Source organism: Azorhizobium caulinodans ORS 571 (assembly GCF_000010525.1).
Classification (GTDB): domain Bacteria; phylum Pseudomonadota; class Alphaproteobacteria; order Rhizobiales; family Xanthobacteraceae; genus Azorhizobium; species Azorhizobium caulinodans.
In genome coordinates, this window is the sequence record NC_009937.1 from 997513 (window position 1) to 1011654 (window position 14142).

General features: G+C 68.8%; 13 protein-coding genes. 8 read left to right on the plus strand and 5 right to left on the minus strand.

Annotation, left to right across the window (positions count from 1 at the left end):
- Window positions 1-8: 8 nt before the first annotated feature.
- Window positions 9-512, minus strand: a complete 504-nt coding sequence (gene fae, locus AZC_RS04570; protein WP_043878893.1) for a formaldehyde-activating enzyme — start codon at window positions 510-512, stop codon at window positions 9-11.
- Between the two features lie 180 nt (window positions 513-692).
- Window positions 693-2087, minus strand: a complete 1395-nt coding sequence (locus tag AZC_RS04575; RefSeq protein WP_244421792.1) for a glycoside hydrolase family 2 TIM barrel-domain containing protein — start codon at window positions 2085-2087, stop codon at window positions 693-695.
- A gap of 201 nt (window positions 2088-2288) precedes the next feature.
- Here AZC_RS04575 and AZC_RS04580 point away from each other — a divergent pair, with 201 nt between their 5' ends.
- The 6 genes from AZC_RS04580 to AZC_RS04605 all read left to right on the plus strand — a co-directional run bounded on the left by AZC_RS04580 (window position 2289) and on the right by AZC_RS04605 (window position 9738).
- On the plus strand, window positions 2289-3194 hold the full coding sequence (locus AZC_RS04580) for a metallophosphoesterase family protein (RefSeq protein WP_043878894.1): 906 nt from the start codon (window positions 2289-2291) through the stop codon (window positions 3192-3194).
- A 170-nt stretch (window positions 3195-3364) separates the two neighbouring features.
- Window positions 3365-3901, plus strand: coding sequence for a Spy/CpxP family protein refolding chaperone (locus tag AZC_RS04585; protein WP_012169424.1), 537 nt, complete (start codon window positions 3365-3367; stop codon window positions 3899-3901).
- Between the two features lie 191 nt (window positions 3902-4092).
- Window positions 4093-5334: an MFS transporter gene (locus AZC_RS04590; protein ID WP_012169425.1), complete on the plus strand. Its 1242-nt coding sequence runs from the start codon at window positions 4093-4095 to the stop codon at window positions 5332-5334.
- A gap of 139 nt (window positions 5335-5473) precedes the next feature.
- Window positions 5474-5941, plus strand: a complete 468-nt coding sequence (locus tag AZC_RS04595) for a hypothetical protein (protein ID WP_012169426.1) — start codon at window positions 5474-5476, stop codon at window positions 5939-5941.
- Between the two features lie 72 nt (window positions 5942-6013).
- The gene (locus tag AZC_RS04600) at window positions 6014-7945 is read left to right on the plus strand and encodes a glycoside hydrolase family 99-like domain-containing protein (protein ID WP_043878895.1); all 1932 of its coding nucleotides are present in this window, start codon (window positions 6014-6016) and stop codon (window positions 7943-7945) included.
- A gap of 98 nt (window positions 7946-8043) precedes the next feature.
- Window positions 8044-9738, plus strand: coding sequence for a formate--tetrahydrofolate ligase (locus AZC_RS04605; RefSeq protein ID WP_043878896.1), 1695 nt, complete (start codon window positions 8044-8046; stop codon window positions 9736-9738).
- A gap of 388 nt (window positions 9739-10126) precedes the next feature.
- On the opposite strand, the gene AZC_RS04610 is transcribed toward AZC_RS04605, so the two are convergent.
- Window positions 10127-10525, minus strand: a complete 399-nt coding sequence (locus tag AZC_RS04610; RefSeq protein ID WP_012169429.1) for a gamma-butyrobetaine hydroxylase-like domain-containing protein — start codon at window positions 10523-10525, stop codon at window positions 10127-10129.
- Between the two features lie 158 nt (window positions 10526-10683).
- On the opposite strand from AZC_RS04610, the gene moaA reads away from it, so the two are divergent.
- Together moaA and AZC_RS04620 are read left to right on the plus strand one after the other, a co-directional pair.
- Complete coding sequence (gene moaA, locus AZC_RS04615) at window positions 10684-11727, plus strand: GTP 3',8-cyclase MoaA (RefSeq protein ID WP_043880014.1); 1044 nt, start codon at window positions 10684-10686, stop codon at window positions 11725-11727.
- A gap of 200 nt (window positions 11728-11927) precedes the next feature.
- A complete protein-coding gene (locus AZC_RS04620) occupies window positions 11928-12890 on the plus strand; it encodes a DMT family transporter (RefSeq protein WP_081433899.1) in 963 nt (320 codons plus the stop codon).
- 7 nt (window positions 12891-12897) lie between these two features.
- Here AZC_RS04620 and AZC_RS04625 read toward each other — a convergent pair whose 3' ends face one another.
- Both AZC_RS04625 and AZC_RS04630 read right to left on the minus strand, forming a co-directional pair.
- Window positions 12898-13116 carry a hypothetical protein gene (locus tag AZC_RS04625; protein ID WP_043878898.1) on the minus strand — a complete coding sequence of 73 codons (219 nt, stop codon included), beginning with the start codon at window positions 13114-13116 and terminating at the stop codon, window positions 12898-12900.
- 88 nt (window positions 13117-13204) lie between these two features.
- Window positions 13205-14095, minus strand: a complete 891-nt coding sequence (locus AZC_RS04630) for a S49 family peptidase (protein WP_012169433.1) — start codon at window positions 14093-14095, stop codon at window positions 13205-13207.
- Window positions 14096-14142 lie beyond the last annotated feature (47 nt).

Genomic DNA, 14142 nt, shown 5'->3' on the forward strand with positions numbered 1-14142 from the left:
ACCCCGCTTCAGAGTTCGAAGGGCGGCAGGCTCTTCGCCTTTTCCAGCACCTCGGCGACGGTGGGCTGGCCGGCGACCGCGCGGGCCAGCGCCAGCTTGGTGGCGGCATAGTTGAAAGCCTGGATGCGCGCATCGTCCTGCGCCTGCCAATGGATGAAGACGCCCACGGCGATGAAGAGGTCGTCCGCCTCCTCCTGCGGGATGATGCCTTCGGCCACCGAATCCACCACAGCCCGCGCCACCGCATACTGGGCGGGGCCGAACATCTGGGCGGCCTGACGGGCACCCTTCAGCACCACCTTGTTGAACAGGACGGTGTTGGGCTTGGCCAGCACGTTCGGCTCCAGCACCGCGAGCAGGGTGGTGAAGCCGTCCTTGTTGTTGGTAAGCGCCGTGACGAAGGCGGTCTCCGCCGACGAGCCGCGCGGGCCGATCACGAGATCGATATGGGCGACTTCGTTGCCGTCGCCCACCATGGCTTCGCCGGCCATCATCTTATGGATCTTCGGCATTCCGCCGGCACTCCGCCACGCATGCACCCGACCGATCGCGCGCGAGCGCGCGGCATCGGGGCCACCCCGGTCCCGAGGGACCTGTTCATCACTCAGGCTGTAGCGGGATTCCCGCCGCAGATTAAGAGCCGTTCGCGGGATGACGCTCTGGTCCGAACAGCTTCGGCAAAGGCCTTGCTCTCAGCGGATCTCGAAGGGGAGGTTTCCGGTGGCGGCGGCCCCGCGTCCGTCGCGCACGGTGACGAAGAGGCGGTAGCGGCCGGGCTCGAGCCCATAGACCTTCACTCCCGTCGGGGAGGCGTCGTGGATCGCTTCCTTGAAGGTCGCCGGCACCGGCTCCGCATCGCCGCCGACGCCCCGCACCGGCGTCTCTCCCATCACCTGCCATTCCACCTTCAGCGGATCGCCGTCGGGATCGGTGGCGGCGAGGGTGGCGCTGATGCCGGTGCGCGCCTCCGCGCTCGCCGGCCCCTGAAGCTTCAGCGAGAAGATGCGGGGGGCCCGGTTGGCGGCATCGGGCATGGCGCCGCCGAAGTCCTGCGCCATCACCTGCACGGTCTCGGTATATTCGCCGGTGGGCAGGAAGAGGCTGTGCCAGGTGGGGGTCACTTCCTGCTTCTGGCCCCAGTAGAAGGGCAGGGCGCCCACTTTCTGGGCCTTCAGCGCCGTCAGATAGCGCTGCATCCGGTCGGCCTTCTCGGTGCTGGTGGGCTCGATGGGCGCTCCCCACGGTGTCTTGGGCGCCTCCCACTGGCCGAGGGCGCCCATCTCCGTCACCACGATGGGCCCGGTCCAGCCCTGCGCGCGGGCGCGGGGAATGATCGTCAGGAGGCTGTCGCCATAGGCATTGATGCCGAGCACGTCCACGGAGGGAGCCGCGCGCTTCAGCGCCGCGACCTTCTCGCCGCCGGTATCGGCCACCACGGACATCACCGGATGGTCCGGGTCCAGCACCTTCACGAGCTTCGCCGCCTGCTCGATGGCGGGCCAGACGGCCTCCGCCTGTGCCGGCGAGAGCTCGGTCTCCACCTCATTGCCGATGCCCCACATGAGCAGGGCCGGATGGGTGCGATAGCGCTCCACCATCTTCTGGAGGTTGGCGAGCTGCGCTTCCACGGCGGCGCGATTGGCATAATCAAAGCCCCGGCGCGGATGCTCCATCCAGAAGCCGACGATCACCTTGAGGCCAGCCCGCTGGGCGGCGTCGAGAATCTCGCCCGGCTCCTCGCCATAAGTGCGGATCACGTTCGCGCCCGTGCCCTTGAGCAGTCCGAGCCGGCTCTGGCCCGAGGAGCCGTTCGGCACGAAGGGCTTGCCGTCCAGGAGAATGTCAGTGCCGCGCACGCTGACGCCGGTGGCGCCCGCGTCCGTCACGGCGCCCAGCAGCGGCAGGGCGGCCAGAACGGCGATCCCCGCCAGACGGGCGATGCGACGGGACAGAGCGGGGCCGGAGGCGGAACACGCACGAGGGGCGAGGGCGAACGAAGACAATGCGTCGGGCTCCTGAGGACCGAGGCCGGGCAGGCTCTGGGCGGCGGTGCTCCATGGATGGGGCAGGCCGCCGTGTGGGGTCAAGCGGTCATTCCATCCCATATGACGTAGGGGTAGATGGCCGGCTGCGGCGGAGTGTCTCCGCCAATCGGGGCTGCAATGGGTCCGGATCGCGACCTGCGGCGTTGCAGGCCATGAGCCCGGACGGACCGCCCCGGCAGATTGCGTTTCAATCTGTCCGGTCCGTGCTCTAAAGAGGCTGCGCCGTCAGAAGGATCCCGCCGCATGTTCGTTCTTGCCCATCTGTCCGATCCGCACCTCGGCCCCATTCCGGAGGCGCGGCTCTCGGAACTGCTCGGCAAGCGCTTCTTCGGCATGATGAACTGGATCGGCGCGCGGCGGCGTAATTTCGGGGCGTCCACGCTGGCGCCGCTGATGGCGGATCTGGCCGCGCAGGCGCCCGACCATATCGCCGTCACGGGCGATCTGGTGAACGTGAGCCTGCCGGCGGAATTCGACACCGGCGCCACCTTCCTCGCCTCGCTCGGCACGCCGGACAAGGTGAGCGTGATCCCGGGCAATCACGATGCCTATGTCCGCTCCGCCATGACCTATCATCTGGAGCGCTGGGCGCCGTTTCTTGCCGGCGACGAGACCCATCCCGGCACGCCGGTCGATACCGAGGCCTTCCCCTATGTGCGGCGGCGCGGCCCCATCGCCATCGTCGGCGTCTCGACCGCCATTCCCACCGCCGTTTTCCTCGCCAGCGGCAAGGCCGGCAAGGCGCAACTGGAACGGCTGCGTGCCCTTCTGCGCCAGTTGAAGGCGGAGGGGCTGTTTCGCGTCGTTCTCATTCATCACCCGCCGGTGGGCGAGCGCCACTCCCATCGTGACCTGCGCGATGCGCCGGCGGTGCGCGCTGCCCTCGTCGAGGCGGGCGCGGAGCTGGTCTTGCACGGGCACGATCACCGGGCCTCGCTCGGCCATATCGAGGGTGTCGCCCCGCCGATCCCGGTGGTGGGCGTTCCCTCCGCCTCGGCGGGTCCGGAGGATGGACGGGGCGCGGGACGCTACAACCTGTATCGCATCTCGGGCGGCCCCGGCGCCTGGGTCTGCGACATGGAAAGCAGGGGCTATGCGAAGGGCGAAACAGATGTTGCCCTCCGGGATCAGCGCCGCCTGATCGGCTGAAATGATCGTGTTTCAGCAACCGCGCAAACCCTACCAATATTTCCTAAATTTAATGTTCCTGAATATGTATTAATCGCCTCGTCTGGGTTATACTGAACATTACGGAAGTTTAAGTTGAGGCCCGCAAAGGTCTCGGGCATCGTTGGAACATCCTTGAAGGAGGACGTTCCATGAAGAAGACGATTATCGCTGCCACCGCCGCCGCTCTCATTGCCGGCACGGCCGCGAGCTTCGCCGCCAGCTCCACCGCCCAGTCTCCGGCCCCGGCGCCCGCCACCGCGGCGCAGCCGGCCGAGAAGGCCGAGCGCTGGCACCCGACCCCGGCCGATCAGGCGGCACTGACCGATGCGCGGATCGCGGCGCTGAAGGCAGGGCTGAAGCTCACGCCGGATCAGGAGAAGCTCTGGCCGACGCTTGAGACGACGCTTCGCGACGTGGCGAAGGACCGTCAGACCCGCATGGCCGAGTGGCGCAAGCAGCGCGAAACCGGCCAGAAGCCCGACGAGATCGCCCGCCTGCGCTTCGCCGCCTCCGCCATGAGCGCCCGCGCCGCCGATCTGCAGAAGATCGCCGACGCCGCCGACCCGCTCTACAAGACGCTGGACGAGGGCCAGAAGCACCGTCTGCAGATCCTGCTCCGGCAGGACATGCCGCACGGTCCCAAGGGCGAGCATCGCGGCCCGGAGCGCGGCCCGCAGCGGGGCTGATGCCAAGGCGCCGCGCAGGCGCCGCCCACGTCCTCTCCGACGCATCCGGTCGCGCCCCGTCTACGGACGGGGCGCGATTGCGTTCATGAGCGCTCGTCATGTCCGGCTTGATTATTATTGATTATTCACGGCCTGCCGCTGGGGTATAAGGGGCGATCCGCCGCCATTCGCGGCCCCAGCCGGACATTGCGATGCCTGAGACAGCCCCCCAACCCGTCCGCACTCTGGTTCCTGCGGGCCTTGTGGTCGCGGCCGGCTGTCTCATCGCCATGCTGACCTTCGGGCCGCGCTCCGCCGCCGGCTTCTTCCTCCTGCCCATGTCCAAGGACTATGGCTGGGGCCGCGACGTGTTCGGCCTCGCCATCGCGATCCAGAACCTTCTCTGGGGTGTGGGCTCGCCCTTCGCCGGGGCCATTGCCGACCGCTTCGGCACGGTCCGCGTGCTGTGCGGCGGTGCCGTGCTCTATGCGGCGGGCCTCGTGCTCATGGCCTATGCGAGCACGCCCGCCCTGCTGCATCTGAGCGCCGGCGTGCTCGTCGGCTTCGGCCTGTCCGCCTGTTCCTTCAATCTCGTGCTCGCGGCCTTCGGCAAGCTGCTGCCCGAGCGCTGGCGCTCCATGGGCTTCGGCGCGGGCACCGCCGCCGGCTCCTTCGGCCAGTTCCTGTTCCCCCCGCTCGCCGCCGGCCTCATCTCCTCCGTGGGCTGGCAGGAGACGCTCATCGTCTTCGGCGGGGTCATGCTGCTGGTGATGCCGCTCTCGCTGGCGCTGGCCACCCGCGGCAACGCCGCCTCGGCCCCGCGTGCCACAGACCTGCCGGGGCAGACCATCGCCGGGGCACTCGGCGAGGCTTTCCGCCATCCCAGCTATATCATGCTGGTGCTTGGTTTCTTCACCTGCGGGTTCCAGCTCGCGTTCGTCACCGTGCACATGCCGGCCTTCCTCGTGGACAAGGGCATCAGCCCGGCGGTGGGCGCGACCACGCTGGCGCTGATCGGCCTGTTCAACATGATGGGCTCGCTGGCGGCCGGCGCCCTCTCCACGCGCTTCTCCCGCAAGTGGCTGCTGGCCTGGATCTACTTCGCCCGCGGCGTCGCCATCGCCGTCTTCGTGCTGCTGCCGATCACCCCACTCTCCTGCATGCTGTTCGGCGCCGCCATCGGCGTGCTCTGGCTCTCCACCGTGCCGCCGACGTCCGGGCTCGTGATGCTGATGTTCGGCACGCGTTACATGGCGATGCTCTACGGCTTCGCCTTCTTCTCCCACCAGGTGGGCGGCTTCCTCGGCGTGTGGCTGGGCGGCGCCATCTATGAGGCGACGGGCTCTTATTCCATCGTCTGGTGGCTCTCGGTGGCCCTGTCCTTCGCTTCCGCCGTCATCAACCTGCCCATCAAGGAGCGGCCGGTGAACCGCTCGCTGATTCGCGCGGCCTGAGGTTGCATTCGGGGCACAGGGCGGCGGGAAACGCCGCTCTGCGCCGGGCCAGGGTACGGTGCGGGGGAACGGCCGCTTGACAGCTTCCCCCGTGTGCGGTGCATCGTTCTGTTAACCATCGGCGATTTAAAACAGGGCCATGCGCAGCATCCTTCTCGCCGCCGCCGCATTCGTCTTCGCAGGTGCGGGTACGGCATCGGCACAGAGCCTTTCTCCGGAGCAGGCCAAGGCCTTCGTGGTCGGCCGCAGCTTCGCATTCACCTGCTTCGAGGGCACGACCGGGGCTGGCCGGGTGTTTCCCGATGGGTCGGTGGCCGGCACGCTCACCCTCCGCTCGCAGGGCATCGCGCGCTATGTGCGCCTGCCGCCCAACACGCTGCGCGTGCGCGGCGAGAATGTCTGCGGCTTCGTCGAAGGCATGACCTTCGAGCCGTGCTTCACCGTCGTGAAGACCAGCGAGACCACCTTTCGGGGGACGCTGGCCGGCGTCGACACCATGTGGTGCGAGTTCGTGCGCGAAGGCGCCGAGCGGCCGCGCGTCGCCTCCCGCCGCAAGCCCAAGCCGGACACCTCCAGCGCCGTGACGTTGGAAAGCTCCGCGGAGTAACCTCGCACCGCAGCGGGCTTGTCATCCCGCCGCCGATCCGGCAAGGACGGGCTGGACAGTCCGACGGGTGCCATGGCCTTACGAGATTTCATCCGGCGCCTGCGATACGGCGCCAGCGATGCCTGTTTCGCGCTCTTTCCCTTTGTCGTCGAGCGCAAGCGCGAAGCCGCTGCCGCCAAGGAGATGCGCCGCCGCGCCGCGGGCAAGCGCGATCCCGCCTGGCGCCCGCCGGCCCCCCCGGTCGTTCCGCCCAAGGCCGATGGCCTGGGGATCGTTGCTTTCTACAGCGACCTGCCGTCCGACACCGCCGCCCGCATCGAAGCGGCGCGTCCGCAGTTCGTCCGCCATGTCCAGCCGGTTCTGCCGCTTCTTCCCCTGTCGGCCTCGGTCGAGGAGGAGGTGGCGCTCGCCACGGCCCATGGCATCGATACCTTCTGCTTCTGGTTGCGTGCCGATGGAGAACTCCCCGCAGCGCTCCGGGCGATCCTTGCCACACCGGACCTGGCCATCGGCATCGCAATCTTCTTCGAGGGGCCGCTGCCGGCCGTGCGGGCCGATGTGCTCGATGCCCTCGCCGACCCGCGCGCGCTCCGGATCGACGGCCGCCCGATGCTGGGCGCTTCCGGCGGGGGGGGCGACCAGTGGCAGGCGGCGGCTGCCGCGCGGCTCGGTGGACCGCTGTTTCTGGTGGAGCCCTTTGCCGCGAACGCAGATCTCAGCGCCGGCTTCTCCGCTGCCGTGCAAATCCCGCCGCGCGATCTGGCTCCGCTTCCGACGCCCCGCCGCATCGAGAGCGTATCGCGGGCCTTCGTCGGCCCGGTGGACGAATTCATGTTCGTCGCGGACCTCGCCCAGCATCGGGCGCGGCAGGCGACGGTGCCGCTCTTTCCCGGCATCTGCGCTGGGCATGACAGCACGCCCGGGCAAGGCGCCGACGCCCGCATCATGGTCTCGCCCGACCTTGGTGACGATTATGCCCGGTGGCTGACCGAGGTGCTCGCCATCGCCCGGGCCCGGCCGGTGGCCGGCGCCAGCCTGGTGTTCATCAATGCCTGGAACGACTGGCTGAATGGATCGCATCTCTTGCCAGATGCGCGCTATGGCCATGCGCTGCTGCGCGCCACCGCGAGCACGTGCGCGCCCTATGCCGGCGCTATCGGCGCGCGCCGTCCGGCGGCGGCCCCCGTCACGCCGCGCCCCGTGCGGACCGGCTCACTGGCAAGCGTCGTCCATGGCTATTACGAGGACCTGCTGCCGGGCCTGATTGCCGGGCTCGATCCCGCCCATCTCTTCGTCACCACGCCGCCCGAGAAGGCCGAGGCGGTGCGTGCGGTGCTGGCCCGCGCGGCCCCCGCTGCCCGGCTGCGGGTGGTCGAAAACCGGGGGCGGGACGTGCGCCCCTTCCTCAGCCTGCTGCCGGAACTGGAGGCCGAGGGCTACGATCTCGTGTTGAAGGTGCACACCAAGCGCAGCCCGCATCAGGGCAAGGAGGGCAGCGACTGGTTGCAGCGCCTCTCCGGGCCGCTGCTGAAGCTCGCGCGCTCCGAGCGGCTGGCGCCGGTGTTTGAGGCCCATCCGCAGATGGGCCTGCTGGGTGCCGCAGGCCATGTGCTGGACGGCGCGCTTTATGCGGGCAGCGCAGGGAATGCGGCCTGGATGCGGCGCCTTGCGGCAGAGCTGGGCACCGGAGCGCCGCTCACCTCGCCTTATGTGGCCGGCACCATGTTCGTCGCCCGGCTGGGGATCTTCGCCCCGCTTCGGGGGGCGTCGGAACTGCTGGACCTCTTCGATACGGACATGGGCCTCAAGGATGGCACGCTGGCCCATGCCTTCGAACGCTTCTTCGGTGTGCTGGCTGCGGAGGCCGGCCTGAGCGTGGGCGAGGTGGCGGCGGACGGGCACGTCGAGCCCGTGGCCGAGGTGGTGAATGGCAGCTATGCCTTCGCCCGCTCAACCACCGAAGAGGAGCTTGACCGCTTGCGGCGTCTGGGCGCGGCGCGCTAGAGGCTGAAGGCGCACTTCAACCGGTCCAGCGTCCCGCCTCCGGGCGGCGCGCGCCCATGACCGAGCCCTCTGTCCGTTTCCGCCATCGAGGACCCCGCATGCACACGACGGCCCGCCATATCGATCCCATGAGCGATGCCGCCATCGCAGCGACCGTGACGCCCGAGCCCATCGAGGCGGTGGGCGCGCGGCTCGGCATCCCGGCGGACGCGCTCTATCGCTACGGGCCGCACAAGGCGAAGCTGTCGCTCGATTTCATCCGCGAGATCGAGGACCGCCCCACGGGCAAGCTCATCCTCGTCACGGCCATCAGCCCCACGCCGGCGGGCGAGGGCAAGACCACCACCACCATCGGCCTCGGTGACGCGCTCAACCGCATCGGCGCCAAGACCGCCGTGTGCCTGCGCGAGCCCTCGCTCGGCCCCTGCTTCGGTGCCAAGGGCGGCGCCACCGGCGGCGGACGGGCGCAGATCGTGCCCATGCAGGACATCAACCTGCACTTCACCGGCGACCTGCACGCCATCGGCGCGGCGCACAACCTGCTCTCCGCGCTCATCGACAACCACATCTACTGGGGCAACGCCCTCGACATCGACACCCGCCGCATCGCCTGGAAGCGGGTGGTGGACCTCAACGACCGTGCGCTCCGCTCCATCGTGGTGGGCCTTGGCGGCCCCGCGAACGGCTTCCCGCGCGAGGACGGGTTCGACATCACGGTGGCGAGCGAGGTGATGGCCATCTTCTGCCTCGCCAAGTCGCTGGAGGAGCTGGAGGACCGGCTCTCGCAGATGGTGGTGGCGCAGACCCGCGCCAAGGGCATTGTCCGGGCCGAGGCGCTGAAGGGCATCGGCTCCATGGTGGCGCTGCTGCGCGATGCCTTCCAGCCGAACCTCGTGCAGACCATGGAGCACACGCCGGCCTTCGTGCACGGCGGCCCCTTCGCCAACATCGCCCACGGCTGCAATTCGGTGATCGCCACCCGCAGCGCGCTGCGCCTGGCGGACTATGTGGTGACGGAAGCCGGCTTCGGTGCCGATCTGGGCGCCGAGAAGTTCCTCGACATCAAGTGCCGGCAGGCCGGTCTTGCCCCGGCGGCGTCCGTGGTGGTCGCGACCGTCCGGGCACTCAAGATGCATGGCGGCGTCGGCCTCAAGGATCTGGTGAAGGAGGATGCCGGTGCGGTGGTCCTCGGTGCCGCGAACCTGCGCCGGCATGTGGAGAACATGCAGAAGTTCGGCATCCCCGTCGTGGTGGCGCTGAACCGCTTCCTCTCCGACACGCCGGCCGAGGTGGATGCCGTACGCGGCGTGCTCGCGGACCTCGGCGTGAACGTGCATGTTTGCAGCCACTGGGCCGAGGGCGGAGCGGGGGCCGAGGCGCTGGCCGAAGAGGTGAAGATGCTGGCGGCGCGGCCGAGCCAGTTCCGCACCCTCTATCCCGATGCGATGCCGCTGGCCGGAAAGATCGAGACCATCGCCCGCGAGATTTACCGTGCCGGCGACGTGGCCCTGAGCCCGGACGCCGCCCGCCGCCTCACGGAACTGGAGGCCGCCGGCTTCGGCGATCTGCCAGTGTGCATGGCCAAGACCCAGTACAGCTTCTCCGCCGACCCCAAGCTGCGCAACGCGCCGACCGGTCACACGATCCCGGTCCGCGAAGTGCGCCTCTCGGCCGGAGCCGGCTTCGTGGTGGCGCTCACCGGCGATGTCATGACCATGCCGGGCCTGCCCTCCGTGCCTGCCGCCGAGCATATCTTCGTGGACGCGGACGGGGTGATCGGCGGCCTCTCCTGAGGGGCTGCGCCCGTTTGCCCACTCCCACGACCTATTCCCTTTCCGCCTGTCGGGCGCCTCCCTTTAGGCGGGGAACCCTCCCCCCTTGTGGGGGAGGGCAGGGAGGGGGGTAAAACGGCCGGGGCAGAACGCGCGTTCTTCGTCCTGCCCGCGCGATTGACACTCCGGGCGTTGCTTATGTGGAGAGGGCATTACCCCCCTCCCACCCCTCCCCCACAAGGGGGGAGGGCTTTGCCGGGTGCGCTGGAGCCGGGTCGTTCTCTCAAGCGCGCGTCCCTTGTCCCCTTTCGCGTCTGCGGGCCGCTACGTTGCTTCGGCGGCGAACGCTCCCGCGCAAGGGGGAAGGCTTTCCCTCAGCCAGGCGGGCTCCCCCGCCATCTGCCGCCCCTCAGTCCCGGGAGAGGCCCTGTTCTTCCAGCGCCTTCAGATAGGCGCCGAAGCGTTCTTCCTGCTCTTCACCCATGGTGCGCAGGACCGGCCAGGCATAGATGCCGGTGGAGTGGCCGTCGTCGAACACCGGCCGGATGGCGTAGGTGCCCACCGGGTGAAGCTCCTTGATCTTCACGCTCCGCTTGCCCGGCACGGTCACTTTCTGGTGTGGCGCGTGGCCCTGGACCTCGGCGGAGGGGCTCTCCACCCGCAGATATTCGGCCGCCAGCGTGAAGCGGGCGCCGTCCTCGAAGGTCACGGTGAGGGCGCTCTTGTCGGGCGAAAGCCGGATTTCGCTGGGCCAGGTGGAGGCTTCTGCGGCGGTTCCAGCGGTTTCGGGCGAAGGCGTATCGGTCATGCATGAACTCCGTGCCGGCAGGTTGCCCGTTCGCCGGGTCATTGCAGCCGCCGGCCTACCAAACGGCACCTTGCATACGATATAAGGGAGATGCCCGAGCCGGCGCCAGACCGGCCGGCAGGGAGCTGTCAGGGTGTGAGGAGGCAGGCGTGGCGTTTGTGACCCGCGATCTTGGCGATCGCAGCGGCGGTTCCGCAACGGCCCTTGGTCCGCTGGTGGACACCTTCGGCCGTGCCGTGAGCTATCTGCGTGTCTCGGTGACGGACCGGTGCGATTTCCGCTGTGTCTATTGCATGTCCGAGCACATGACCTTCCTGCCGAAGCCCGACCTGCTGACGCTGGAGGAACTCGATCGCCTGTGCTCCGCATTTGTCGCCCGTGGCGTGCGCAAGCTGCGCCTCACCGGCGGCGAGCCCCTGGTGCGGCGCGACGTGATGACCCTGTTCCGCTCGCTCTCCCGCCATCTCGAGACCGGGCGGCTCGAAGAACTCACCCTCACCACCAACGGCTCGCAGCTCGCCCGCTTCGCCGGCGATCTGGCTGCCTGCGGCGTGAAGCGCATCAACGTGTCCATCGATACGCTGGACCCGGACAAGTTCCGCGCCATCACCCGCTGGGGTGATCTCGCCAAGGTGCTGGAGGGCGTGAAGGCGGCGCAGCGCGCGGGCATCCATGTGAAGCTCAATGCGGTGGCGCTGAAGGATGTGAACGAGCACGAAATCCCGAGCCTCATGGAATGGGCGCACGGGGAGGGGCACGACCTGTCGCTCATCGAGGTGATGCCGCTCGGCGAGGTGGGTGCGGAGCGGGTGGACCAATATCTACCGCTCTCCAAGGTGCGCGAGGATCTCGCGACCCGCTACACCCTCACCGACATCGACTATCGCACCGGCGGCCCCGCCCGCTATGTCTCGGTGAAGGAGACCGGCGGCCGGCTCGGCTTCATCACGCCGATGACCCACAATTTCTGCGAGGGCTGCAACCGCGTGCGCGTCACCTGCACGGGCACGCTCTACATGTGCCTCGGCCAGGACGATGCGGCCGACCTGCGCGCGCCGCTCCGGGCCAGCGCCGATGACGGCGTGCTCCAGGCGGCGATCGATGCGGCCATCTTCCGCAAGCCCAAGGGCCATGACTTCGTGATCGACCGCCAGACCCGCCAGCCGGCGGTCTCCCGCCACATGAGTACCACCGGCGGTTAGGAACCGTTCTGGATTGGGGCGAAGGGGAGGCGGGGCCATGCGGCGGGCGCCGGGCTTGTCTCGGAGCCCGGTGAAATGCGCAACGGCGACCTCACGTCAAATAAGCTAATCGTTTCGTAGAGGAAATTGCCCCGGAACGAGGGTGTCGTGAGTGCGTCGGCGTATCGGCTTGCGGATGAGCCCTGTTTCGGGTGTGCCCCATGAACCCCGCGTCTGCCATGCGTGGGATCGTGGCGATGATCGCCGCGATGGGCTGCTTCATCACCAACGACACCCTGCTCAAGATCGCGGTGGTGGACTTCCCGGTCGGTGAAGTCATTGCCATCCGCTCGATCTTCGCAGCGGCGCTCCTGACGGCGCTCATCGCCTGGAAGGGCGAGTTGCGCTTCGCCCGCCATCTGGCAGACCGCCGCATCTTCGTGCGCTCCGGCCTCGATGCGGTGACGACCTTCTCCTATGTGATCGGCCTCACGGTTCTGCCGCTCGCCTCCGCCACCACCATCTACATGGCCGCCCCACTCATCACGACGGCGCTCTGCGTGCCGCTGCTGGGCGAGAAGGTGGGACTGAAGCGCTGGTGCGCCATTATCGTGGGCTTCAGCGGCGCCGTCATCGTGACGCGACCGGAGCCGTCCGCTTTCGATGCCATGGCCATCCTGCCGCTGATCGCCGCGCTGTGCGGCTCGCTGCGCGACATACTCACCCGCAACATCAATGCGGTGGTGCCCGGTGCGGTGATCGCCCTGGCGAGCGCGGTCATGCTGGGCTTCGTCGGCCTGTCCTTCTCCGGCTGGGAAGTCTGGTCGGCCCCCACGGTGAAGATGCTGGCGCTGGTGTGTGGGGCCGGAACGGCCTTCGCCGTCGGCAACCTGCTGCTGATCTATGCCTTCCGCAATGCGCCGGTGGTGGTCATCTCGCCGCTGCGCTACGTGCTGGTGCCCGCTGCCCTTGCGGTCGGCATTGTCGTGTTCGGCAATTATCCGGACATCTGGGCCAGTGTCGGCGCCATTCTGGTGGTCGCGGCCGGTCTCTATTCCATCCAGAGCGAAGCCCGCCGCAACAAGGCCGAGCGGCGTGTGGCGGCGGCGCAGGCGGCGGTGGCCCCCATGTCGGGCGGCGCGCCTCTCGCTGGTGCGGTCGCCCGCGCGCCCGCCAACGACTGAGCGCGGCTCAGGACGCCTTCTGACCTTCGGACGTGCTCCGGGGGCGGTAGGTGCCGGTCGCCGGATCGCGCTCCAGCGGCGTCGGCTCGGGCTCGGCAGCACCGGCCTCCTTGGCCTCTTTCTGCTTCTCGAGGATGTCGTTCACCCGCCGGTTTTCGGTGGCGATGAATTTGGTCAGCGCGGCCGCTCCGATGGCGCCCAGCGCGGCCAGAAGAAATGGCGGCACGTTCCGTCTCCCTCGCGATGTCCCCGCAACGGGGACGCCTCATCCTAACGCATTCCGCCGGTCCGCGTCCGTTGCTGGCCCCTGCGGCTCAAAGTCCGTAGCGCGCCCAGAGCGCCCGCTCTTCGGCCACATCCGCAAGGCCCTGCGCGAAGCCGGCACCGATCCCGCCGTCGAGACCGATCTGCGCGCCGATGCCGTTGGCCCGGCGGGTGAACCAGTTGCCGGACGGGGCGATGAGCGGCGTGCGCACATCGGTGCCGAAACGCTCCCGCAGCACGCTGCGCAGATCGCCCAGTCCGTCGATAAGGCCCATGGGGAGCGCCTGTGCGCCCACCCAGAACTCGCCGGAGAAGAGATCGTCCTCCTCGCCTTTCAGCAGCGCCCCGCGCCGGCTGCGCACGAGATCGCGGAAGGAGGCATGGACCTCCCGCTGGATGGCGAGCAGGCGGTCCACATCCTCCGCCCGCTCGGGCTGGAAGGGATCGAGCATCACCTTGCGGGTCCCGGCGGTGTGGACGCGCCGCTCCACGCCGATGCGCGAGAGCATGTCGTTGAAGCCGAAGCCTGCCGAGACGACGCCGATGGAACCGACGATGGAAGAGGGATCGGCATAGATCTCGTCCGCCGCGCAGGCGAGCATGTAGCCGCCGGAGGCCGCCACATCCTCCACGAAGGCGAAGACGCGCTTGTTCTTCTCCTCGGCCAGAGCCCGGATGCGCTTGAAGATGAGGTTCGACTGCACGGGCGAGCCGCCCGGCGAATTGATGACCAGGGCCACCGCCGGTGCCCGCTTTACCGCGAAGGCCCGGTCCAGCAGGCGCGCTGTGGCGGCGAGCGTGAGGCTCTGGCGGAAGGGCGAGTTCATGCCGATGGCGCCTGAGAGGCGCACCACCGGCACCAGGGTGAGATCCCGCCGCCAGCTCTGCGGCAGGAGGTCCGTGAAACGCCGCTTTGCGGCTGCGATCAGATCATCCGACATAAGGGGAAGGTAGTGACTGCCCCCCGCCGAGGGAAGACGGGCGGGGC

Bases quoted from the DNA above. Each gene is read 5' to 3' on its own strand.
- AZC_RS04610 (WP_012169429.1), bottom strand. From the start codon at position 10,525: ATGACCGATACGCCTTCGCCCGAAACCGCTGGAACCGCCGCAGAAGCC.
- AZC_RS04585 (WP_012169424.1), top strand. From the start codon at position 3,365: ATGAAGAAGACGATTATCGCTGCCACCGCCGCCGCTCTCATTGCCGGC.
- AZC_RS04595 (WP_012169426.1), top strand. From the start codon at position 5,474: ATGCGCAGCATCCTTCTCGCCGCCGCCGCATTCGTCTTCGCAGGTGCG.
- AZC_RS04630 (WP_012169433.1), bottom strand. From the start codon at position 14,095: ATGTCGGATGATCTGATCGCAGCCGCAAAGCGGCGTTTCACGGACCTC.
- AZC_RS04600 (WP_043878895.1), top strand. From the start codon at position 6,014: ATGGCCTTACGAGATTTCATCCGGCGCCTGCGATACGGCGCCAGCGAT.
- AZC_RS04590 (WP_012169425.1), top strand. From the start codon at position 4,093: ATGCCTGAGACAGCCCCCCAACCCGTCCGCACTCTGGTTCCTGCGGGC.
- AZC_RS04620 (WP_081433899.1), top strand. From the start codon at position 11,928: ATGAACCCCGCGTCTGCCATGCGTGGGATCGTGGCGATGATCGCCGCG.
- AZC_RS04580 (WP_043878894.1), top strand. From the start codon at position 2,289: ATGTTCGTTCTTGCCCATCTGTCCGATCCGCACCTCGGCCCCATTCCG.
- AZC_RS04605 (WP_043878896.1), top strand. From the start codon at position 8,044: ATGCACACGACGGCCCGCCATATCGATCCCATGAGCGATGCCGCCATC.
- fae (WP_043878893.1), bottom strand. From the start codon at position 512: ATGCCGAAGATCCATAAGATGATGGCCGGCGAAGCCATGGTGGGCGAC.